This window comes from Paenibacillus sp. CF384 (genome assembly GCF_900106745.1).
Classification (GTDB): domain Bacteria; phylum Bacillota; class Bacilli; order Paenibacillales; family Paenibacillaceae; genus Paenibacillus_Z.
Genome location: NZ_FNNV01000012.1, coordinates 31202 through 53605, shown reverse-complemented (window position 1 = coordinate 53605; position 22404 = coordinate 31202). Strand labels below are relative to the sequence as shown.

The window sequence follows — 22404 nt, the reverse complement described above, 5'->3', positions numbered from 1 at the left end:
ATGGGTTCATGAGAGGCGGAAAGGCCAGTGGCACGCGGATTTCACTCCATTCAATACCGATTATTCGTGCTGTTCCTCATCAGTATGTCTGCAATCTTACTGATCGTCAGCATTCTGTACTATAACCGAACGACGGTGCAATTTCATGAGAAGGTCAGCGGCTTATCCAAGCAGAACGTATCGCAGACGGTAGGTTTGTTTGACCTTCTTCTGAAAAGCTATGACAGTCTGTCCAAGTCCGTCATCGGCAATAATGATCTAGCTCGGATCCTGAGCAATCCCGTAGTCGACAGCCCTGCTGTCGATTATTTTAATGAGCGGAACATTACGAATATCCTTGGCGCAGCCTTCCTGTCGCAGGAGGATATTATCGGCATTCATGTATTAACGGACAAAGGGAAAGTGTATAACTACGGAAACTACGCCAATGTAGTGGACCCGGACTATGCGCAGACCGATTGGTATAAGCAAATCAAAGCCTCTACCGGCAGTATGGTATGGCTAGGTGTGTTTGAACGCTCCATTATCGATCAGGTGGAGAACCGCTCTGTGTTTGCTTTTGGCCGACCGATCTACGATCTGAATAATCATAAGCAGGTTGGTATCGAGCTGTTCGAGACAAGTCCGAGGGCGATAATTGCGGCTATGGAGAATTTGAAGCTTGGCGCGCATAGCCAGGTTTTTTTGATGTCCGGCGAGGGGAAAGTCGTCTCCACGACCTCTATCACTTGGGATGAACCTTGGCTTGCGAGCTTAGAGCGCCCGATTGACGGGATACCGGTCGTGATGGAGAAAGATGATCAGCTAATCGTAGCTTCGAAGCTTCCTTATGCAGATTGGACGGTGCTCAGCGTGACGCCGGATAAGGATCTGAACGTGGAGCTGGCGGAGACGCAGCGGTTTCTGCTTCTGGTAGGCTCAGCGCTCGTTCTGGTTGCGACGCTTATTGCGACGATTTTCTCGCGGACGATATCTTCGCCGCTTAAGCGGCTGATCTCCGAGATGAAGCAGGTCGAAATCGGTAATTTCCGCGGCTCGCTGAATGTGACCTCGTATCAGGAAATTAACATACTGGTCGCTTCTTTTAATCAGATGGTGAATCAGATCGCCGAGCTTATTGAACGGGTGAAGATCTCATCTGTCAGTGAGAAGAATGCGGAGCTGAAGGCGCTGCAGTCGCAGGTGAATCCCCATTTTCTCTATAACACGCTCGATATGATCTACTGGATGCTCGATGAGAAAGGCCATGACAGGTTGGGCGAGGTGGTGCTGTCTCTATCGCGGCTGTTCCGTTACAGCAGTTATTGGGAAGATCATGCGGTCAGCATGCGGGAGGAAATCGAACAGACCGAGCATTACCTGACGATTATTGTGACGCGGTTGGAAGGACGCCTAACGGTGGACATCGACGTAGGGGAACCTTGGCTGAACATCCCATTGCCCAAAATGACCCTGCAGCCCATTATTGAGAACGCGGTGAAATACGGGTTGGAACCTCTAGTTGATCGGTGCGGCTCGCTGCGCGTCTACACGGAATCCGATGAACGTCAATTGCGCATCATCGTGCAGGATAACGGTGCGGGGATGGATGAGGCAGCGCTGGCGAAGTTGAATGCATCGCTGTTGAATCCGGAGGATGAGGCTGAACATGGGGAGCATGAGGCAGTCCGGCATGAAGGCGGCATCGGTCTGGTGAACCTGCAGCGGCGAATTCGGCATATGTATGGTGATGCCTACGGCGTGGAACTTAGGAGTGTGCTGAACGAAGGGACAACCGCAATCATTACGGTGCCGCTTCATCTGCCGCCGACCAAGGAAGGAGCAACTGTCCATGGCAGTGAATATTCTCATCGCGGATGATGAAGGCGTCATTCGTGAAGGTGTGAAACGGACGATCAAGCGGGCTTTTCCCGACTATTCCATTCATTTGGCAGCTTCGGCGGAGGAAGCGGTTAAACTCATGGACAGTCAGCCGATTGATATTGTGCTGACCGATATATTGATGCCCGGCATCGATGGCTTGGAGTTCATGAAGATGTCTCGCCGTAAGTATCCCCATGCCAAATGGGTCGTGATCTCTGCGCATTCCGAGTTCTCGTACGCTCAGAAAGCAGTGCGGCTAGGTGCGCGCGACTACCTCCTTAAGCCGATCGGCAAAACGCGTCTGGTCGAGCTGATGGCGCAGCTTGCCGATGAAGCGAAGCAGGAGTCCGCGATTACGAAGGAAAGCGAGCTGCTGAAGACGAATCTGAAGTACTTGCGGGAAGCTGTCTTTCAGCGGCTCGCGTCGGGACTCGATATCGGCAACTTAGACATCGGCGAGTTAATCGAGCGATACCCGGAATTCCGTTTGATTATGGTGCGCATAGAAGAGGCGGTTAAGAACGTACAGCTGGAGCATTTTATTATCGAAAATGTACTGTCTGAGCTGATCGATCGGCACGGACAGGGGGTTGTCGTCAACTTCGACCGTCAGAGCTTGCTTGGGCTTGTTCAATTGGAGGATAACCGGACGGAGGGCGAGTTGCTGCAGGAGCTGCGCACGCATCTCAGCCATTATCTGAAGGTGCCGTTTCATATTACGTCTTCGGATATGATTCGCGAGTTTACGCACATCCCGGACGAGGTCAGGCGTTTGCGCCAGTCGTCGGTGATGATGGCAGGCGATCGCCAAGAGGGCGGGGACAAGGCAATCGAGGTGGCCTTGCAATACTTGAAGGCACATTATAACGAGGAACTGTCGCTCGAGAAGGTGGCGTCGGTCGTGTTCTTGAATCCGATCTATTTCAGCCAGCTGTTCAAGCAGAAGACAGGGCAAGGGTACAAGGACTACGTCATCAGTCTGCGTATCGAGCAGGCAAGGGAGCTGCTGCTGCAGCCGGGCCTCAAGCTGGCCGAGATCGCCGAGCGAATCGGCTACTCGGACGTGCGTCATTTCACGCAGGTGTTCCGCAGGAAGATGAACGTAACGCCGACGGAGTACCGCCAGCAGCTTCTGGCGGAGCGGTAGCGGGGCTGGGCGAGCCGCAGTTGTAGTAGTAACAGTTCAGGGCTGAGTGATCGTATGCGATCACTCAGCCCTGTTTGCATCTAGGAGTTACACTCGGAGTGAATATGTTGCGCGATATGCAACATTTTCACCTTGCAGCAGCCTTTACTTCGAAAATGCTGCTCAACATGCAACATTCGTATGATTTTCGCCATATCTAGCCCGAAACAACCTGAAATGTTGTAGTGCATGCAACATTTGGCGATTTAGGTGAGCAATTGAGCTGAAATGCTGCATATCATACAACATTTTGCCAAAGTAACTCTACGGGAGGTGAGTAAGAGGTTAATGCTCCTCCTCATCATCCACGGCAACGCCAAGCTGGCGATTCTTCTCCTTGAAGCGCGAGTTGTGCGAGGAGACGTAGGCCGTCTTGTCGGCGGCAGGGTCGAGATAGGTTTTGACGCTGTTCGACGCGTTCACGGCATCGGTGAATGTGCCTGCGATGAGATGCACTTTGCTGTCGTGCATGACGAAATCGCCTGCTGCGAAGACGCCAGGGAGGTTCGTTTCCATTTTACTGCTGACATGGGCGTTCCATTCTCCCATCTCGACGCCCCAATCGCGAATCGCGCCGAAGTTATACCGCAGCCCGTGGTTGACGATGACCGCATCGACACTAAGCTGTTCTACTTCGCCGGTTTCCACATGGGTAATCGACACGCGGTCGATGGCACTCCCGTTGCTGCTGTGCAGCGCTTGAACAGCGTACGGCGTCCGAACGGATGCAGATGATTCCTTCATCTTCGTCACATTGCGCTCATGGCCGCCGAACTTATCCCGGCGATGCACGACGGTCAGGCTTGCCGCGATCGGCTCGATCATGTTGGCCCAGTCAACCGCAGAGTCGCCGCCGCCGGAGATGAGCACATGTTTGCCGCGGAACTCCTCCAGCGACTGCACGGTATAATGCAGGTTCGTTACCTCGAAACGATCCGCACCTTCGATCTCCAGCTTTGCCAGCTCCAGAATGCCGTAGCCGATCGCGAGCACGACCGAGCGTGTCCAGTGCTTCTCTCCGGATGCGGCAGTAAGCATAATCGTACCGTCTGTTTGCCGCTCGAGACCGATAATATGCTGACCGAGCACGACAGTCGGCTCGAACGTCATCGCTTGTGTCACTAGCGACTCGATTAAGTTGGCGCCAAGCGTCGGTGTTAGGCCCCCAACATCCCATATCATTTTCTCCGGGTAAATGAGAATGCGTCCGCCAAGCTCTTCACGGGCTTCGATCAGCTTCGTCTTCATCTCCCGCATGCCGCTATAGAAAGCGGTGTAGAGGCCGGCCGGGCCGCCTCCGATTATGGTAACATCGAATAATTCCAGTTGATTGTTCATGTATGTGCCTACTTTCTTCTACGCTATTTAAGTGGGTGTCCGCCGCTGCTCGCAACGTAATGATTAATGGTGTATATAAATGAAAGCCCATGAATCAAACTCAATGATACTGAGAATCATTATCACAATAATCATCATACAACGAAAGTAGGAGAAAGAAAATGAACAAAATGTTAATTTATATAGAAAAGACCGAGCAGCGAGTCCCAGACTCTCTGCTCGGTCTATACGGTTGCAATTACGATTGTGGGAAGAACTGCGGCAAATAGTCTTTGTTCGCTTCCAGCATCTCATCCAGCAGTTTAATCGCGATTTCTACGCTCGGTACCAGCGGGTGGTGAACCATCGCTTGGAGTGCGATATCGCGGCTGCCGGTGACGGCTGCTTCTATGGTTAGCTGCTCGTAGGTCTTAACGGCATGAATTAATCCTTTGACATGCAGAGGCACATTCGTCAGAGGAAGGGGCAGCGGGCCGGTCTTCGTCACGACACAGTTCACCTCAATGGATGCGTTGTCCGGCAGGAAGTCAATCGTGCCATTATTAGCGACATTAAGCGTTTGAATGTCGTTCTTGCCGTTGTAAAGCGACTTCATGAGATTAACGGCAGCCTCGGAATAATAGGCACCGCCGCGCTGCTCGAGCTGCTTGGGTTTCTCGCTCAGGTTAGGGTCTGCGTACAGCTGGAACAGCTCATCTTCTACGCGTTTCACGACTGCTGCGCGGTTGCCGTCTCGCTTGAAGGATTCCTGCTGCTCGGCCAGCATCTCATCGGTCATATAGAAATACTTCAGATAATAGGAAGGCAGTGCACCAAGAGAGCGAAGGAAATCCGGATTCCAGCCTGTCTGCGGGACGTTCTTGCCGCTGAAGCCTTCCGTATTGTTCAGCAGCTCAGGAAGCTTATCTACGCCGTTAACGTCTACACGCGTGACCCAGTGCAGGTGGTTCAAGCCAACGAACTCGGTGTAGATATGCTCTGGCGCTGTTTCGTATGCCGTGGTCAACCATTTGGTCAGTCCGATCGGAGCATTGCACAGACCGACGCTGCGTACGCTCGAATGCGTGTGGATAGCCTCGGTAACGATACCCGCCGGGTTCGTGAAGTTAAGGAGCCATGCTTGAGGCGCCAGTTCCTCGATATCCCGGCAGATGTCCAGCAATACCGGAATCGTCCGCAAGGCTTTCATCATGCCGCCTGGGCCGGTCGTTTCCTGGCCGATTACGCCGTATTTCAGCGGAATGGACTCGTCTCTGCCGCGCGCTTCGAGCATGCCGACGCGCATCTGGGTGCTGATGAAATCAGCGCCTTTGATCGCCGTGCGGCGGTCTGTCGTCAGGTGCACCTCGATCGGAAGGCCGGAGCGTTCCACCATACGTTTGGCTAAATTGCCGACAATGTTCAGCTTATGAAGACCTGCCTCAATATCGACGAGCCACAGCTCACGTACCGGAAGCTCATGATGGAAGCGAATAAATCCTTCAACCAGCTCCGGGGTATAGGAGGAACCGCCCCCAATAACAACAACCTTCAATCCGTCTGCCATCCCAGTCACATCCCATTCCATATCGTTAGTTATGCGTTATTGTTTGATATCATCGAATTCGCCAAGTGCTCGCATGCGGTCATATACATGCTGCTCAATCGTTAAGCCATCGGCTTCCATGGCAGACCAGACCGCGCCGAAGACCGGATCGACCGTCAATGTGACAAGTGTTGCCGCCGGTGCGGCGGTCGATACAAGCTCTTCAAGCGGCCCGCGAATCCAGCCGCCGCGGTCTCCGCGTGTCAGCAGACTGCCCGCCAGCACGACATCAAAGCTGTCGCCGGTCATCCCGAGGCGCCGCGCTACAGCGACTACCGACTTGCCCAGCTCTGTTCCTTGATGGTGAAGGATAGCGATTGCGGCTTCATCACCAAGTGCGGCTGCTTCGAATAACAGCTTCGTTACATCGACAGGGACCTTCTTGTTATGATCGAGAAAATCGTTAAACATCGTTTCTACGTCATCATATCCCAGGTAACGAAGCAGTAAGTCGGTGAGCAGCGTAGGCTTCTCACGACCATCCCAGGCGCGGATTACGGTACGGAATGCTTCTATGTTAAGGGAGCCGCCTCCGCCAAAATCGCCATGCATATATTCAAAGCCGCCGCATTGTAAATGGATACCTGCTTGGTTACGGCCGGCACAGTTGGTGCCGGTACCGCAAATGACCGAAATCCCATAGGAACGATCTGTTCCGGCGCGCAGTCCGATCATGGTATCGCAAGTAATCGAGTAGCGAGGTAGGCCGATCGCACTCACGATGGGATGCAGGATTCGATAATCCGCTTCCCGGTCAGCGCCTGCAAGACCGAAATAGGCATGTTGTACATCCTCATGGTTGATTCCTGCTTGCGCTAGTGCCGCGGATACGGCTTCCGCCAAGTGCCGAGCAGCGCCTTCCGCATCAAGCTGATGATTGCCGTTGCCGCTTTGGCCTTTGCCAAGCACATTCCCTTGTTCGTCGGTGAGCAGGGCGTGTGTCTTGGTGCCCCCGCCGTCAATGCCCAGATAATAAGCCATTCGTGCCACTCCTGTCTCCGTAGGTAGGTCAAGCCATTAAATATTGTTCACGGTAGAGGCCGATGAAAGTTAAAGCGGTTATACTTTACTTCAAAATAATATGGGATCTTATCCCGATGATAATTCATTTTATTGTTCTAAAAGTTAAAGTGCTTTAACTTTAGTCGCTTATCCCTATTGTAGTGGAGGCCACTTTGTTTATCAAGTGTAATTTCTGTTCCTTCCTATACAAGCTATCGCAAAAAGCATATAATAAATCCAAAATTACCCGTATGCATAAGCTGGAGCGCCGGAAGAGCTGACGAGCGCGAAGGCGGCTTGGCGGAGGAAGAGACAGACCTCGGGTCATGTCTCTTTTTTCTTGCTTTTAGGGCTGTTTTTGCAACTGATTCGTATGAAGTGGTATGGTGTAAAGAAGCACTAGTAGGAGGAAGAACATGGCGAACGATTCGAGAAAAAACAAACATATTGCTAATATATCGCTTGGCATCATGGCGACGGGTTTCGCGGCTACGCTGCCTTTCGGCGGCACGGGGATTAGCTTGCTGCATGTCGGCTTCGAGGCTGGCGTCATCGGGGGGCTCGCGGACTGGTTTGCCGTGACGGCCCTGTTTCGCCATCCGCTGCGCATTCCGATTCCGCACACGGCGCTGCTGCCGCGCAATCGCAAGAAGATGTCGGACGGCATCGTGCGCGTGCTCGAAGATCGGCTGCTTGCCAAAGAGAGCATGATCGAGAAGCTGCGGCAGATCGAGCTCGCGAAGCAGCTGCTGCCTGCTCTTCGCCAGGCTGCTCACTCGGCGGTACACAGCGAGCGTTTGCCTCATCTGCTTGAAGGTGCGCTCCGTGCGATCGAGATGGAGAAGCTAGTCCCTGTTCTCTCGGGGGAAATTCGTTCCGCGGTGGAGCGAATTGATTTGGAAGCAGCGCTGCGCGGCTTCTTGCGCAACGCCGTGGAGAATGGCGTAGACGAGCGCCTGCTCGATCTGCTGCTGGAACGTGCGGAAGAATGGGCAAGCACCGAAGGGATGCGCCGCGAGCTCGGCAATGCGGCGATGCAGCTCGTGAAAGGGCTGAATCTAGGCGGCCTGATGCAATTTGCTGTCAACGCGTTTATCGGTTATCTGGATGAGGATCGGCTGGGCACGATGCTGCAATCCTTTATCCTAACGAAGATTCATGAACTCAAGGTTCAAGGCACGGATCGGCGTGCTGTTATTATGAAGCATCTGCATCAAGGGCTGGAGATGTTGATCTCACGTTTGGCCGAAACCGGACAGCTCGATGCGCTGCGCGATGAATTGCTTGCTTCCTTCGATCTGGATGGCGAGATGACACGGTTGTTCGAATCGCTGCGCGAGAGGGGCATTACGTTCCTTTATTCGGAGGAGTTTGCAGCTAAGGTTTGGCCGATGCTGGAGGGTCTGCTTGACCGCCTGGAGGAGAACCACGGCTTGGTTCAGGATGCCGAGCATTGGTTGAAAGGGCAGGTCGCCGGACTCATTGAACGCAATCACGCGAAGATCGGCTCGTTCGTCAAGGAGAACCTCGATCGCCTCGACAATGATCAGCTGGTGGAGTTAATTGAAGATAAAGTAGGGCAGGACCTGCAATGGATTCGGGTGAATGGTGCCGTCTGCGGCTTCCTGATCGGGCTATTGTTACGATTAATTGAAATGGGCTTCGGTTATAACTAGCGCGAAGCATGAGGCAGTCTCTTCTATTTCGCCTTATTTGTGAGAAACGGCAAATTAGTGAGGTAGAAGGAGACTGCTTGCGATCTACTCCGTTGTAAGCGTTATATTCGCGTCAGTTGGCTGGAAATGAGAACGAAACCGTTTGCGGCATTCCTTTACAAAAGACATGCGCAGGCGTAACATACGATTCATGCTTAATCTTCTGCTATAGCGCTGAATTTCTCAATAGAAATCGGGGGAACCACTCATCTGGGGTGAATCTTGAAGAACGGACCGCTTGGTCGATGCTTCAAGTAGGGCGACTCTCACGCCCGAATCCGTCAGCTAACCTCGAAAGCGTATAAGAGAGGCAACGAATGTTCGTGCAATAGACACTTTGATGATAACTTGTGCCTAGAAGCCGCGAGAGGCGTTCCTCTGTGTTAAAGAGGCAATTCCCCTGCAGGCTTCTTTTTTGTGCGTTTTATGGGATAAGAATGGACACAAAGAAGAATAAGTTTGCGAAGATTATGTAAGTTTAAAGGTGTAGAAAGGAAGGCGAAGTTGTCATGGCTGGTTACCGCCGCAAAACCCCTGAAGAAATGCTCTTATCCATCTCCAAAATTCATCGCGGCCGTCTTAAAATTTATGTTGGTGCCGTGAGCGGCTCAGGCAAAACCTATCATATGCTGCGTGAAGGCCAAGCGCTTATGCAGCAGGGCATCGAGGTTGTGATTTGTGCAGTATCGACGATGCGCCGACCTGAAACGGTGGAGCAACTCGCTGATTTGGAGCGGATTCCGAGTATCCATTGGTACAAGGGGGACGTGGAGAAGAAAGATCTTAATTTGGATGCCATTCTGGAACGGAATCCGGAGGTGCTGCTCGTTGACGGGCTGGCGCACGAGAACCGTCCGGATGCGAAATTCCCGACCCGTCTGGAGGACATCCAATTTCTTCTGAGTCATGGTATCAGCATCATCACAACCGTGAATGTATACGAACTCGAAGGGGTAACCGAGCTTGCGCAGAAATTGACAGGCATCACAGCGGAATGCACGGTGTCCGCGGATCTGCTGGAATTGGCGGATGAGGTGCGGTTAATCGATGCTTCACCGGAAACGATTCTGTCACGCCTGAATGAAGGGCGTTTAAATAATATTAAAGATCTCGGGCTGCTCAAGCGCGGGAATCTCGGCAAGCTCAGAGAGATTGCGCTGCGGCTGATGGCCGAAGGCGTGAACGAGTCGCTGGAGAAATACCGCGAGGAGCAGGGCTTCATCGGACCGTCCGGCGCGACGGAGCGCATCTTGGTAGCGGCGCAGTATCACTGGAATGGTTCGATCTATATCCGTCGCGGGCAACAAATCGCCAAACGTCTTGGCGGCGACTTGGAGGTTGTGGTCTTCGTCGATTCCAGCCAGGAGCCTACGAAGGAGAGAGATGACTTCAAGCGATCCATAATGAAGCTGACCGAGAAGGTGGATGCCGGCTTCAGAGAGATCCTGGTCAATAATAGAAGACAAATCCCGCGCGCGCTCATTAAATATGCGATGCTGATTAATGCCACCCGTATCGTTATGGGGCATTCCAAGCAGACGCGTGCACAGGAGATTGCACAGGGGTCCATCGCGGGCAGCGTGCTGAAACAAATGCGCAACATAGACGTTTTCTTCATGGCGGACAGAGCCGATCATGAGGGAGAGCGAGTACTGCCGACGAAACGGTCGACCCCGAAGATGACAGCCGAACCGTACCGGAGGCTGAGCGCGCAAGAGGTCGAGAAGAAGATCGAGCGGATTCGCCGCGGTAAGTTCAAGGTCTATGTCGGCGCAGCACCAGGTGTGGGCAAGTCCTACATGATGCTTCGCGAGGGCAATGATCTGCTGCGCAAAGAGATCGATGTTGTCGTTGGACTTATGGAGACGCATGACCGCGCGGAAACGCAGGATCAGGCCGGACGGCTTGAGGTTGTGCCACGTCGGACCGTTGAATGCGATGGCCAGGTTTACTCGGAGATGGATGTGGACGCGATTATTGCGCGCAATCCGGAGGTTGTGCTGATTGATGAGCTGGCTTCTACCAACGCACCGAGCTGCCGCAACAAACGGAGGTACGAGGATGTTCAGGAGATCTTGGACGCCGGCATATCCGTTATTGCGACAATGAACATTCACCATCTGGAAAGCTTGAAGGATGCGGTGGAGCAAATTACAGGAACTGCTGTCAAAGAGACGGTTCCGGACTTGATGCTGCGCGTTGCCGATGAGGTGGAACTGATCGATGTGGCGCCTGACACGCTGCAGCAACGGATGCGGGAAGGTCAAATATATAAAATGTGCGACGTTGAGGACGCGCTCTGCGGCTTCTTCAAGACAGGCAATTTGATTGCGCTGCGCGAGCTTGCTTTGCGGGAAATCGCCGACGATGTCGATGAGCGCCTTGAATCATGGGAACGCAACGGTTCGCTTCGCGGTCCATGGCGGCGTCACGAATCGATCTTCGTTGCGGTAACGGTGAACAAGAAAGCGGAGCGACTCATTCGCCGCGGCTTCCGTATTGCGCATAGGCTCAAAGCGGATTGGCATGTTCATTACGTGCAGACGGATGCGGTGCCAGGTGAAGAGGAGCGGATTGCAGAGCTGCAAGAGCTGACGGCGCGACTTGGCGGTACGTTCGAGGTCGAGCACAACGTCTCGCGTAACGATGTGCCTGCTGCTTTGCTGGCGAAGGCAAATGCATTGAAGAGCTCCCAAATGGTGCTTGGTCAATCCGGTCAAGGCTTCTGGAGCAAGCTGCGGAATAAATGCGTGGTAGACACCATTTTGCGTGATGGACGGCATATGGATGTGCTTGTTGTAGCGGATTTTAATCCAAACATCGAAATTGGAGAAGAATAGATACTGGGGTGCAGATACACATTTATTCACGGTCACGAATAACCATTTATTTTGGTAATATGTGAGATTACCTGACAATTTAAAAATTTAAATTGAAACAGACCACTTTTCTTGATAGAATCTTAGTTAATTAAAGCTACTAAATAGGGGGAAGCAGAATGAAAAAGTGGTATATTATAGCTATTCTTACATTAGTGACAGCAGTAATTCTCTCTGGTTGTGGCGCGAAGAACAACAGCAATAACGCAGGCAGCGAAGCAGGCAATAGCAGTGACGCTACTACGTACGTGTTTGGAACAGATGCGGCTTATGCTCCAATGGAATATATGGACAAAGACAAGATCACAGGATTCGACATCGAATTCATTGATGCTGTCATGGATGAAGCCGGCCTGAAGCATGAAGTGAAGAACACAGGCTGGGATGGCATGCTGGTTGGCGTAGAGAAAGCTACAGAACTTCAAGCAGGTATCTCCAGTATTTCGATCACCGATGAGCGTAAACAAACTTACGATTACTCCATGCCTTATTTTGAATCCATTAACGTAATCATGGTTAAAGAAGGCAGCGATATCAAGAGCGCGCTTGACCTGAAAGACAAGAAGGTTGCCGTGCAAACCGGTACTACTGCGGATACTCTGATGACTGAGATCATGGGTAACAGCAACACGGATCTGAAGAAATTCGACAGCAACGCAGTTGCTCTGCTTGAGCTTGATCAAGGCGGCGCAGATGCAGTCGTTGCGGATATTGCAATCGTACGCGACTACATTAAGAACAACCCGGACAAGAAATACGTAGAAGTTTCGGATACAACGAACTTCACGCCGGAGTATTACGGCATTCTGTATCCAAAAGGCAGCGAGTTGAAAGCGAAGCTGGATCCGGCGATTAAGACAGTCATCGAGAACGGCAAATATGCAGAACTGTATAAGAAATGGTTTGGCGAAGAGCCGAATACGGCTAATCTGTTGAAGTAAGAAAGCGCCAAGGGCATGCGTGATTGCGCATGCCCTTTTGTTCGCTTAGCCTATCATCGATGTAAAGAAGACGAAAGGGCGAATATGGATGGATTTAAGATTTAGATTTGATATCATTATGGATTATGCGCCGCTTCTACTAAAGGGGACGCTGTATACCATCGGGATTTCCTTATCGGGAATCATAATTGGTTCGATCTTGGGATTACTCGTTAGCTTCGGCAAAATGTCGACTCGCTGGTTTCTTCGGTGGCCGATGCAGTCTTACATCAACTTCTTCCGCGGAACTCCGCTGCTTGTGCAGATTTATATCGTGCACTTCGGTCTTATTCCGCTCGTTTACGGGAAAACAAATGCGATTGTTGCGGCTATCACCGCTTTATCTTTGAATGCTGCAGCCTATACGGCTGAAATATACAGGGCTGGTATTCAGTCCATCGACAAAGGTCAGACCGAAGCGGCGAAATCGCTTGGGATGACCCATGCCCAAACGATGCGTTTCATCGTGCTTCCGCAGGCGATCAAACGGATGATTCCGGCTTTCGGTAACGAATTTATCGTCCTTGTGAAGGACTCCTCGCTGGTTGCGCTTATTACGGCGCCTGAGATCATGTATTGGAGCAACGTTATGAAGGGGCAGTACATTCGTGTATGGGAGCCGTACCTGACGGCTGCGCTCATCTACTTCATTCTTACTTACTCGTTAAGTAAGCTGCTCAATGCATTGGAAAGGAAAGTGTAATGCACATGAGTCCAATTATTCAAGTAACCGGGTTGTCCAAAGCGTTCGGCACGAATGTCGTACTCAAAGATATTAATGTAGATATCAGCAACCAAGAAGTTGTCGTGGTCATCGGTCCGTCCGGATCAGGCAAATCGACGTTTCTGCGCTGCCTTAACCTATTGGAAGAACCGACAGGCGGCAACATTGTGATCGAAGGCCAGTCGTTGATGGATAAGAATACGAGCATCACGAGCATCCGTACTGAGGTTGGCATGGTGTTTCAGCAGTTTAATTTGTTCCCGCATCTGAAGGTGCTGGACAATATTACGATCGGTCCTATTCAAATTCGCAAATGGCCGGCTCAGAAAGCACGCGCCAAAGCGATGGAGCTGCTCGAGAAGGTAGGCTTGGCGGACAAAGCGAATGCGTATCCGGCTTCGCTGTCCGGCGGTCAATCCCAGCGCGTTGCGATTGCGCGTGCGCTTGCGATGGAGCCGAAGATCATGCTCTTCGATGAGCCGACATCGGCGCTCGATCCGGAGATGGTCGGCGAGGTGCTAGCGGTTATGAAGCAGCTCGCGAAGGAAGGCATGACGATGGTCGTCGTCACGCATGAGATGGGCTTCGCCCGCGAAGTAGGCGACCGCGTCATCTTCATGGAGCAGGGCTACATCGTCGAGCAAGGCACGCCGGCACAGATCTTCGAGCATCCGCAGCAGGAGCGGACGAAGGCGTTCTTGTCGAAGGTGCTTTAAGAGAGGAAAAGTAAAAGCACCACTCCTTGTGCCGAGAGGCAGAACAGAGTGGTGCTTTTTTTGTGCGGTTACTTATTAGAACGCCCAGTTGCCGTTGCGGAAGATCGTTTCCTTCGTGCCGTCGACGCGTTCGCCTTCGATGTTCAACTCTGCGGAGCCGATCATGAAGTCCACGTGGACAAGGCTGTTGTTGAGGCCGTTCGCGACTTGTTCTTCCTCGTTCATCGTTTTGCCGCCTTCGATACAGAAAGCGTAGGCTTTGCCGATCGCCAAGTGACAGGAAGCATTCTCGTCGAACAGCGTGTTGTAGAACACGAGGTTCGTGTCCGAGATCGGGGAACGATGCGGTACAAGCGCGACTTCGCCGAGGTAAGCGGCGCCTTCGTCTGTGGCCACAAGGTTCTTCAGGACTTCAAGTCCTTCTTCGGCTTGCACGTCAATGATTTGACCGTCCTTGAACGTCAGCGAGAAGTCTTTGATTAGGTTGCCGCCGTAGCTAAGCGGCTTCGTGCTGGAAACAGTACCGTTCACACCGCCTCTAAGCGGAGCAGTGAACACTTCCTCTGTCGGCATGTTGGCGACGAAGATATCGCCCTTCGCGTTCTCGCTGCCTGCGCTGATCCAGATATGGCCCGGTGCCAGCTCGATCGTGAGATCAGTTCCCGGCGCCGTATAGTGCAGCTTGCGGAATTTCTTCTCGTTCAAGTGGGATGCTTTCGTATCCAGCACTTCAATATGCGACTTCCATGCCGCAACCGGATCTTCTTCGTTCATGCGGGTTGCTGCGAAGATCGCATCCCAGAGCGCATCCTCTTGGCCGCTTGGCTCTACGTCCGGGAACACTTTGGCAGCCCAATCCGGAGATGGAACGGCAACGATGGACCAGCTGACTTTGTCGGACATGGTGTAGCTTCTCCACGTCTTCAGGGCGATGCCTGCCGCTTTGTTCGCGTTGGCGATCCGCTCAGGCTTCGTGCCTTTCAGCAGATCCGGGTTAGGTGCGATGATGCTGAGGAAAGCCGCGTTGTCGGCAGCCATCTGCTCCCAGCCCTTCGCACGCCATTCCGGATATTCCGTGAAGGCTTCGTCTGGGGCAAGCTCATACTTCGTGCGAGTGACGACATCGTCGTTCCACTCTACATGCACGTTTTTGGCGCCGATTTCATAAGCTTTCTTCACGACAAGACGCACGAAAGGCGCGCATGACAGGGATGTGGAAATCACTAAAGTTTGGCCAGGCTGTACATTTACGCCGACCTCAACAGCAAGAGCTGCGTAACGCTCGAGTTTTTCTTGAAAATTAGGCAATGGACTCACTCCTACAGGACAGAATAGATTTATTCTAACATAGAAGCCTAGCTTTTCCCTAAGGGGGGAATTTCTCAGAGGTCAGCAGGGGGATATCGCTCAACTTTCCTTGCAGGGGCAGGCCGTATAGGGTGTATACTAATAGAGATTAAAGGAGGTGCGTCATGACGCCATTTACAGCGCAGGTCATTGCAGTTATCTCGAAAATCCCATCAGGCACGGTCATGACGTACGGTCAGATCGCGGCAGAGGCCGGCAGCCCAAGAGGGGCGCGGCAGGTAGTACGTATTCTTCATTCCATGAGCGAGAAGCATGGATTGCCTTGGCACCGCGTCATCAACGGTAAAGGCGAGATCGCCATCGGCGACGGCGACGGGCGCTACATGCAGCGTGTGCTGCTTGAGGGCGAAGGGGTCTACGTGAGTCCCGCCGGCACGATCGATTTGGGGGAATTCCGTTACGAGCCTGAGCCGAATTATTAAGGAATAGAAAGAAGGATTACAGGTTGCCCAGACTCATCTATGTCGCACTTCTGCTGTTAAGCCTCATCTGGGGCGGTTCGTTTTATTTTATCAAACTATTGCTGCATGACTTTGGCCCGTGGTCGATCGCGTTTCTGCGTTCATTCTGCGGACTGGTTGTCGTGCTGTTCATTATGCTGATTTTCAAGAAGCCTTTTGCCTTCCGAAGCCTGCCATGGCCGGCGATGTTCATTATGGCACTGATCAATACGGCGCTGCCTTGGACCTTGATTGGATTCAGCGAGCAGCATCTGACGAGCAGCATGGCTTCGATCCTGAATGCGATGACACCGGTGTGGACGATCATCGTGGGCATTCTGTTCTTCAAGAGCAAGTCGCATTACATGCAGTGGGTAGGTATTGGCGTAGCGACAATCGGCCTGGTGATTCTGCTCGGCATTCGTCCCGGCGCGCTGCTGTCTGTCAATGGCATTGGACTGATCGGCATGCTGACGGCTACGTTCTGTTATGCTGTGGGCTCGCAATTGTCCAAAAGGCTATCCGTGCGAGGCAGCTCCATGTACCAAATTACATACGGCACGCTGCTTAGCAGTACGATTGTCAGTGGCACGCTGGCATTCTCTACGGAGTCGATAACATGGGGGCACGTAAGCGATATGAGCAATGTGCCGCATATTATCGGGCTTGGGATCTTTGGCTCGGGCTTCGCCTATATCTTGTTCTATTATATGGTCGAGAAGGGCAGCGCAGAATTCGCCTCCATGGTCACGTATTTGGTGCCTTCCACCGCGCTGATTTGGGGCTCGGTGCTCCTAGACGAAGCGATCAAATGGAATATGCTCGCAGGGCTCGTTATTATCCTCTTCGGCGTCTTCCTGGCAAGCCGGAAGCCAAGGCGAGAGGCAGCGTTGAAGCCGCGAAGTGTTCATTGAGCAAGAAGTGTCGCGAAGATAGGTTGAGACGTTAGACCCGCTTTTGGCTGTTATTTGGGATGCAGCTCGAAGGCGGGTTTGCTTGTGGAAGTATAGCGAGGTTCGTTTGCAGCAGGCAGGAGGAAATATCCAATCTTGGGCAAATTACTATAAGGATACCAGGTGCGATGTTGGTACATTGCCGCAGCAAGAGGTACAATCAAAGCAGTAACTTTTGGCAGAATGAATAAAGGGGGCAATATCTTGTCTTTCGTGACACGGCTTCAGTGGTTCTTTAAACTCAGATGGATGCATTACACGCTTGCCATCAGCTTGATGACGGTGGTGAGCCTGTTAACGACGGTTCCGCCGAAAATGATCGGGAACACCATTGACCGCATCCGCGAGCATACGCTGACGGCTTCTCAGCTGAGCAGCACCGTGCTGCTGCTGGTTAGTCTCTCTTTGCTCTTATATGTGCTCGTATATATTTGGATCACCACGCTGTTCGGCAACTCGGTGCTGATCGAGAAGCTGCTGCGCGGACGGTTTCTGGCGCATATGACTCGTATGACGCCTTCATTCTTCCAACGCAACAACACCGGTCAGCTGATGGCGCTGGCTACCAACGATATTCTGGCCATCGGCAACACGGCCGGATACGGGGTAATGACGCTCGTGAATACGCTCGTCGGCGCATCGGTCGTCATCATCACGATGATTTCGCTTATTGACTACAAGCTGATGATAGCCGCGTTAATTCCGCTGCCGCTGCTGGCTGTCGTCATCAACAAGCTGGGGAAACAAGTTCGGGTTCGGTTCATGGCGGCTCAGGATGCTTTTGGCAAAATGAACAATCATGCGCTGGAGTCGATCTCGGGTATCCGAGTGGTTCGTTCCTACGTACAGGAGAAGCATGATCTGACTGCCTTCGATCAAGTGACGACGGAGGTCATGGATCGCAACCGTGAAGTATCGATTCTGAATGCGCTGTTTCAGCCGCTGATCTCGCTTATTGTGGGTGTCAGCTACTCCATCGGGATCGGCTATGGGAGTTATCTGGTGTTTCACGATGAGATTACGCTGGGACAGTTAATCTCCTTTAATATTTATTTAGGGATGTTAATTTGGCCGATGATTTCCTTCGGCGAGTTTATCAACGTCCTGCAGCGGGGCAGTGCTTCTGCGGATCGGTTGGAGCAAGCGTTCAAGCAGGAGCCGGATCTTGCGGATGTCGCATCACCGGTAGAGGTGGCTGTCCCGACGACGATTGAAATGAAAGGGCTGACGTTCACCTACCCGACAGCCAATCAGCCTAGTTTGCGCGAGGTATCGTTCACACTTGAGCGTGGGCAGACGCTTGGCATCGTTGGCCGTACGGGAAGCGGGAAGAGCACGCTGCTGAAGCAGTTGCTAAGGCAATACCCCGTTGATACGGACAAGCTGTTTATCTCGGGGGTGCCTGTTGAGCAGATCGCCATTGATCAAGTGAAACGCTGGATCGCTTATGTACCGCAGGAGCATCTGCTGCTCTCGAAGTCGATCAGCGATAATATCGCGCTCGGCAAACCTCAGGCTTCGGAAGCTGAGATTGCAAAAGCAGTCGAGATGGCTTCCTTCACCTCGGATATCGCCGCGATGCCGGAAGGCCTTGGCACGATCGTCGGCGAGAACGGCGTCATGCTCTCCGGCGGTCAGAAGCAGCGGCTTGCCATCGCGAGGGCGCTGCTCATCGATTCGGAAATTCTGCTGCTGGATGACGCCTTGTCAGCGGTGGATGCCAGAACGGAAAGCCGCATCCTGCATAATATTCGCTTGGAGCGTTCAGGCAAGACGACCTTTATCGCCACGCACCGCTTATCCGCCGTCAGTCATGCGGACTGGATTCTGGTGCTCGATGATGGGCGGATTGTGGAAGAAGGCACGCACGAAGAGCTGATGCATTTCGGCGGCTGGTACAGACAGCAATGGGATCGGCAGCAGATGGAAGCTAGTTTGGAGGACTAGCTATACTAGGCGCGATTAGCGGCCTTAGTGAGCTAGGTATGCCAGTACGAGGCGCGATTAGCGGCCTTAGTGAGCTAGGTATGCCAGTACGAGGCGCGATTAGCGGCCTTAGTGAGCTAGGTATGCCAATACTAGGCGCGATTAGCAGCCTTAGTGAGCTAGGTCTATCGGAAAAAGGCGCAAGCCATCAAAAATAGCCCGCTTACGGGCATCCGAATACAGGAGGTAGCTATGAATCCATCGACGACGAGAAGGCTTCTCGGCTATGCACTCGTCTACAAATACCGTATTATCGCGGCGCTGCTCATCCTTTGCATCGCGGTTGGCGCTGAGCTCGGCGGACCGTATATTACCAAAACCATCATCGACAAGCATCTATCGAGTAATGAGCGAGACATCGGCGCAGTGCTTAAGCTGCTGGGCCTCTACATGGGGCTGCTGCTCACGGCCAGCGTATGCAACTTTTCACAATCGTACCTGCTGCAAGCCACGGCGCTTCGCATCATTAAGAACATGCGGATCGACTTGATGCGGCATATCGGGCGAATTCCGCTGAAGTATTTTGACAATACGCCGATTGGGCAGGTCGTCTCGCGTATCGCGAACGATACGGAAGCTGTGCGTGATCTGTTTATGAGCTTCATGGCGACCTTCGTGGTCAGCCTTGTTCAGTTGGCGGGGATTTACACGGCACTGTTTATATTGGATGCACGGCTGGCGCTGTTCGCGCTGCTGCTTCCGCCACTGTTCGTGATCATCATGTATGTGCATTTGAAATACTCGAAGGTCTTCATCACCATCATGCGCGCTCGGTTAAGCGACATGAACGCGATGATTAATGAATCGATTGTCGTCATGCCGATCATTCAAGCTTTTCGCAGGGAAAAGGTAACGATCGAGGAGTTCGAGGTGCTGAACGAGGATCGTTATGTGAATCAAGTAAAGCAGTTTCGGGTATTCTCTCTGTCCTCGCGTAATATCGTCGGCACCATCGGCAGTTTGGTTACCGCTTATGTGGTGTGGTATTTCGGGAGAGAGTCGCTGTCCACGGGAATCTCCTTCGGGGTGTTCTACGCGTTTATCGATTATATGGGCCGGATCTTCCAGCCGATTATCGGGATATTCGATCAATTGACCAATGCGCAGCGGGCTTTCGTCTCGGCCGAGAAGGTGTTCGCGATTATGGACATCGAAGGCAAGGAAGTTGAGGATACTGCAGGCGTTAACCGTCCCGAAGGCGTCGTGAAATTCGACAACGTGACCTTCGCTTATAAGGAAGGCGAGAATGTGCTGAAGGGCATCTCGTTTGAGGCGCGCCGAGGGGAGACGGTTGCGCTTGTCGGCCATACCGGCTCAGGCAAAAGCTCCATTATGAACCTGCTGCTCGGCTTCTATGAGCCGCAGCAAGGTATCATCACCATCGATGGACGTGATATCGGCAGCTTCTCGAAGCAGGCTTTGCGCAAGCATATGGGCATCGTGCTGCAGGATCCGTTCTTGTTCGCAGGCGATATCAAGTTCAATGTCAGCTTGTACAACAAGGACATTAGCATCGACCGCGTGAAGAATGCGCTGCGCGAAGTCGGTGCCGCGCCGTTCATCGAGCAGCTGCCCGGCGGCTATGATGAACTAGTCGTGGAACGCGGGAGCACGCTGTCTTCCGGGCAGCGGCAGCTGATCTCGTTTGCTCGGGCGCTGGCGTTCGACCCTTCCATTCTCATTCTGGATGAGGCGACGGCCAGCATCGACAGTGAAACGGAAGGTTTGATCCAGCAGGCGCTGAAGGTCGTCAGCGAAGGACGCACGACGCTGGTCATCGCGCACCGTCTCTCGACGATCCGCGAGGCGGATCAGATTCTCGTGCTGCATCGCGGCGAGATCGTGGAGCGAGGCAATCACCGCGAGCTGATGGCGCTGCAGGGCCGATACTTCAAGATGTATCAGCTGCAGACGGGCGAGCAGGCGCCGGGTCCGGCTGATGCTCCAGCCGGAACGGATGCTGCCGCGACAGCTGCGGCGAGCAAGGGTTTGTAATAGTGAAGGACTGTTTCAAAAGTGTGCTAGGTGACTTTTGAGATGGTCCTTTTTTTGTTGAGTGGGAAGGGGGAGGAGAGGAGCGGGGGTTGTAGAGTTGATGGGGTTGCTGAATTGTTAGAAGTGCTGGAGGTGCTGGAGGTGCTGGAAGTGCTGGAAGTGCTGGAAGTGCTGGAAGTACGGAAGTGCTGGATGTGATGGAGGTAGTTGCCATAGTAGTCTCGGTAGTTGTAGCTACTATTGCGTTAAACATGCAGTTAGTGAGTGGAGTGGGATGGGTTGTATGTGGATGAGGTGTCAGAACGTGAGAGGAGTGAGCAATTGTTGCATAAAGTGCAACAAATCAGCGGTCACAAGGGTACTGGAGCGTTAATTGTGCAGGAAATGCAACATTTCTGAGCAGATGAGCGCCATATGAGCGTATGGAACCGAAAATGTTGCATGTTATGCAACATCTCCTAGAATAGGCTCGATATTGACTGGAAATGTTGCAGAAAATGCAGCATTTCTTGTGACCGAGCAACTTAGGAGGGGGAGGTGTTTGGAATCTGCTGCTAGTATGCGGCGTGGCAGCTGATTTCCCGCGATACCGTGCGGATGGTCGTTTCATCTGCTTCATTTTCCATGTACAATAGGCGTTATATGGGAATGTTCCCAGTGGAGTAGGAGGTGGCACGCGTTGAAGGAAATCGTACGGCCGGATGGGACGCTGGATGATCGTCGAATCTGGAGAAGAGATATTCTCTATACGGGTACGAACGGGAAGTGCGTGGAGCGCGTCTATGTGTCGCCCGATGAAAGTTACATATTCAAGCCGTTAACGAATGAGAGTCAGCTTGGGCAAGAGGCCTGGGTGTATGAGCATATATTGAAGGGGATGTCTTTCCCCGCCGTTTATCCGCAGCTGCTGGCTGGCTCGGAGCTGGCAACCAGCGAGCACAGCTGGCAGCTGTTCGAGGACTTGGGGCCTCTGGAGCACAACTTCGAAGCGGAGGCCGCGCTTGAACTGGTCGCGCATGTGGCGTGGTGGCATGCCTTGCCTGTGGAACACTTGCAGCAGCAACAGCTGCTTGGGCCGAAGCCGTTCATCGAGGATATTGCGAAGCAGGTGATGGACCTCAGTCACCGTAATGAGCTGCTAGAACCACTCGCGACAAGGTTCACGAATGCAGAGTCAGTCCTCGAGCATCTGGAGTCACTAATGATGCAACCAGCAGCAACTGCCACCCAGCATTGGTCGAGAAACGTAATCTCGCATGGTGATCTGCACCTTGGCAACTATGCACGGGTGAAGGGCGCTGTCAGCGTGCTCGATTGGGAGCATGCGCATCTGAACAGCCGCTACTGGGATCTGTTTCACTTGATCGATTCGACGCATCCCGTGTTCCCGAAGGCCATGACCTCAGAGCTGCGCGAAGAGCTGCTGAATCGCTACATCCTTCAAAGTGCAAGCCACGGAATCGAGCTGGAAGCGAGCGCATTCAAGCAGGGCTATTACTTATTCACCGCGCTGTTCTCGTTATGGATGGTGCTTCTAATCGCAGGTGATCTGCGGCGTCTCAACGGCGTTGACGGCAAATGGTCCATCCAGCAGCTGCAGGAGCAGTTGAAGGAAACGCTGGACAACCTCGAACAGTGTGTCAACAGGTTAGCCGCGCAATCATAATCCCTCTG

16 protein-coding genes and 1 riboswitch are annotated in these 22404 nt (G+C 52.7%); of the genes, 12 read left to right on the top strand and 4 right to left on the bottom strand.

The features are described from left to right. The first annotated feature begins 27 nt into the window (after positions 1-27). The gene (locus BLW29_RS19140) at positions 28-1860 is read left to right on the top strand and encodes a sensor histidine kinase (protein ID WP_090982544.1); all 1833 of its coding nucleotides are present in this window, start codon (positions 28-30) and stop codon (positions 1858-1860) included. Further along, positions 1838-3010, top strand: coding sequence for a response regulator (locus BLW29_RS19135; protein WP_090982796.1), 1173 nt, complete (start codon positions 1838-1840; stop codon positions 3008-3010). Before BLW29_RS19140 ends, BLW29_RS19135 begins: the two co-directional genes overlap by 23 nt. A 324-nt stretch (positions 3011-3334) precedes the next feature. On the opposite strand, the gene BLW29_RS19130 is transcribed toward BLW29_RS19135, so the two are convergent. From BLW29_RS19130 to BLW29_RS19120, 3 genes are all read right to left on the bottom strand, one after another. Further along, on the bottom strand, positions 3335-4387 hold the full coding sequence (locus BLW29_RS19130; protein ID WP_090982542.1) for an NAD(P)/FAD-dependent oxidoreductase: 1053 nt from the start codon (positions 4385-4387) through the stop codon (positions 3335-3337). Positions 4388-4625: 238 nt separating this feature from the next. Beyond that, the gene (locus BLW29_RS19125) at positions 4626-5933 is read right to left on the bottom strand and encodes a 6-phospho-beta-glucosidase (RefSeq protein WP_090982540.1); all 1308 of its coding nucleotides are present in this window, start codon (positions 5931-5933) and stop codon (positions 4626-4628) included. A gap of 36 nt (positions 5934-5969) precedes the next feature. Then, the gene (locus BLW29_RS19120; protein WP_090982538.1) at positions 5970-6953 is read right to left on the bottom strand and encodes an N-acetylglucosamine kinase; all 984 of its coding nucleotides are present in this window, start codon (positions 6951-6953) and stop codon (positions 5970-5972) included. Between the two features lie 437 nt (positions 6954-7390). Here BLW29_RS19120 and BLW29_RS19115 point away from each other — a divergent pair, with 437 nt between their 5' ends. The 5 genes from BLW29_RS19115 to BLW29_RS19095 all read left to right on the top strand — a co-directional run bounded on the left by BLW29_RS19115 (position 7391) and on the right by BLW29_RS19095 (position 13988). After that, positions 7391-8650 carry a DUF445 domain-containing protein gene (locus tag BLW29_RS19115; protein WP_090982536.1) on the top strand — a complete coding sequence of 420 codons (1260 nt, stop codon included), beginning with the start codon at positions 7391-7393 and terminating at the stop codon, positions 8648-8650. A gap of 201 nt (positions 8651-8851) precedes the next feature. Beyond that, a riboswitch (cyclic di-AMP (ydaO/yuaA leader) is annotated at positions 8852-9004 on the top strand. A gap of 194 nt (positions 9005-9198) precedes the next feature. Beyond that, the gene (locus BLW29_RS19110) at positions 9199-11529 is read left to right on the top strand and encodes a histidine kinase (RefSeq protein ID WP_090982534.1); all 2331 of its coding nucleotides are present in this window, start codon (positions 9199-9201) and stop codon (positions 11527-11529) included. Positions 11530-11687: 158 nt separating this feature from the next. Further along, positions 11688-12509 (top strand): basic amino acid ABC transporter substrate-binding protein, encoded by an 822-nt coding sequence (locus tag BLW29_RS19105; RefSeq protein WP_090982532.1) that lies wholly within the window; start codon positions 11688-11690, stop codon positions 12507-12509. Between the two features lie 88 nt (positions 12510-12597). Continuing rightward, positions 12598-13251 carry an amino acid ABC transporter permease gene (locus BLW29_RS19100; protein WP_090982530.1) on the top strand — a complete coding sequence of 218 codons (654 nt, stop codon included), beginning with the start codon at positions 12598-12600 and terminating at the stop codon, positions 13249-13251. A 14-nt stretch (positions 13252-13265) separates the two neighbouring features. Further along, positions 13266-13988, top strand: a complete 723-nt coding sequence (locus tag BLW29_RS19095; protein WP_090982794.1) for an amino acid ABC transporter ATP-binding protein — start codon at positions 13266-13268, stop codon at positions 13986-13988. Positions 13989-14063: 75 nt separating this feature from the next. Here BLW29_RS19095 and BLW29_RS19090 read toward each other — a convergent pair whose 3' ends face one another. Next, a complete protein-coding gene (locus BLW29_RS19090; RefSeq protein WP_090982528.1) occupies positions 14064-15296 on the bottom strand; it encodes an aminopeptidase in 1233 nt (410 codons plus the stop codon). Between the two features lie 164 nt (positions 15297-15460). Here BLW29_RS19090 and BLW29_RS19085 point away from each other — a divergent pair, with 164 nt between their 5' ends. From BLW29_RS19085 to BLW29_RS19065, 5 genes are all read left to right on the top strand, one after another. Continuing rightward, complete coding sequence (locus BLW29_RS19085) at positions 15461-15778, top strand: MGMT family protein (protein WP_090982526.1); 318 nt, start codon at positions 15461-15463, stop codon at positions 15776-15778. Between the two features lie 23 nt (positions 15779-15801). Continuing rightward, on the top strand, positions 15802-16710 hold the full coding sequence (locus BLW29_RS19080; RefSeq protein WP_090982524.1) for a DMT family transporter: 909 nt from the start codon (positions 15802-15804) through the stop codon (positions 16708-16710). A 240-nt stretch (positions 16711-16950) separates the two neighbouring features. Continuing rightward, positions 16951-18696, top strand: a complete 1746-nt coding sequence (locus BLW29_RS19075; RefSeq protein WP_177186719.1) for an ABC transporter ATP-binding protein — start codon at positions 16951-16953, stop codon at positions 18694-18696. A gap of 231 nt (positions 18697-18927) precedes the next feature. Then, positions 18928-20730 carry an ABC transporter ATP-binding protein gene (locus BLW29_RS19070; RefSeq protein ID WP_090982522.1) on the top strand — a complete coding sequence of 601 codons (1803 nt, stop codon included), beginning with the start codon at positions 18928-18930 and terminating at the stop codon, positions 20728-20730. 679 nt (positions 20731-21409) lie between these two features. Then, entirely contained in the window at positions 21410-22396 is a 987-nt protein-coding gene (locus BLW29_RS19065) for a phosphotransferase (RefSeq protein ID WP_090982520.1), read from the top strand. The last annotated feature ends 8 nt before the right edge of the window (positions 22397-22404 follow it).